The organism is Pseudomonas protegens, from assembly GCF_003732485.1.
Lineage (GTDB): Bacteria > Pseudomonadota > Gammaproteobacteria > Pseudomonadales > Pseudomonadaceae > Aquipseudomonas > Aquipseudomonas protegens_B.
The window spans coordinates 122,463-123,737 of record NZ_MOAK01000073.1 but is presented as its reverse complement, the minus strand read 5'-3'; the positions used below and the strand labels follow the sequence as shown (position 1 = coordinate 123,737).

Sequence of the window (1,275 nt, the reverse complement as noted above, 5' to 3'; positions counted from 1 at the left end):
GGGGCGGGCCGGTAGCCGCCAGGGTCCGTTGCTGGCACCGGCGCCCAAGGCCCGGCGCCAACTGCGTGAACACCTGCGCGCCAGCGCCGACTTCATCCTGCGCCATGGCGGCCAGGGCCCATTGCTGCAGGCCCTGCAACTGGATATCCGGCGCCGGGCCCGACGTCGTCATCCGGGTTTCGAACAGCTGGAGCCCGAAGCCCAGTGGGACGTGCTCGCCCTGCTCAGCCAGCAGCCTGTCGCTGCTGTGCGCCAAGCCCTGCAACCCTTGTCCGGGCAGCGCCTTTCCGGTGCTGACTTCAGCCACCAGGTCGCCCACCTGCAAACTCTCAGGAATGCCCTATGAGCGAACAACCCGTCGAATCCCTTGACTCCTCCGAGGCACCTCAGCCCCAGGCCCATGCGGTCCAGCAGCGGCAACGGGCCAGTCAGCTGGCGCAGGCGGTGCGCCAGGAACTGCAGAAGGTGGTGATCGGCCAGGAGGCCGTGATCGATGATGTGCTGACGGCGCTGATCGCCGGTGGCCACGTACTGCTCGAAGGCGTCCCCGGTCTGGGCAAGACGCTGCTGGTACGGGCCCTGGCCCGCTGCTTCGGCGGTGAGTTCGCACGGATCCAGTTCACCCCGGACCTGATGCCCAGCGATGTCACCGGCCACGCGGTGTACGACCTGCAGACCGAGCAGTTCAAACTGCGCAAGGGCCCGCTGTTCACCAATCTGCTGTTGGCGGACGAAATCAACCGCGCCCCGGCAAAGACCCAGGCCGCCCTGCTGGAAGCCATGCAGGAACGCCAGGTGACCCTGGAAGGCCGGGCCCTGCCCATTGCCCAGCCATTCATGGTTCTGGCGACCCAGAACCCCATCGAGCAGGAAGGCACCTACCCGCTGCCGGAAGCCGAACTGGACCGCTTCATGCTCAAGTTGCGGATGGACTACCCGGACGCCGAGGAGGAACTGAACATGGTTCGCCAGGTGGCTCGCTCGACCCGCGCCGACATGCTCGATGTCCAGCCCCTGCGTACCGTGCTCCAGGCCAAGGACGTGCTGGCCCTGCAGCGCATCGCCAGTGAACTGCCCCTGGACGAACAGGTGCTCGACTATGCCGTGCGCCTGGCCCGGGCCACCCGCAGCTGGCCCGGGCTGACCCTCGGCGCCGGCCCGCGGGCCTCCATTGCCCTGGTGCGCGGAGCCCGGGCAAGGGCCCTGCTGCGGGGCGGCGAATTCGTGATTCCGGATGACATCAAGGGCTGTGCCCTGGCCGTACTGCGGCATCGG

The 1,275-nt window shown here is 68.1% G+C and carries 1 protein-coding gene and 1 pseudogene; both read left to right on the top strand.

What is annotated here, in order from left to right; genetic code table 11:
- Positions 1-346, top strand: a pseudogene (locus tag BLX41_RS35700) (DUF4350 domain-containing protein); the annotation flags it as partial.
- A partial coding sequence (locus tag BLX41_RS18800; protein ID WP_148059755.1) for an AAA family ATPase occupies positions 343-1,275 on the top strand: 933 nt, incomplete at its 3' end. The pseudogene BLX41_RS35700 and the gene BLX41_RS18800, both read left to right, overlap by 4 nt.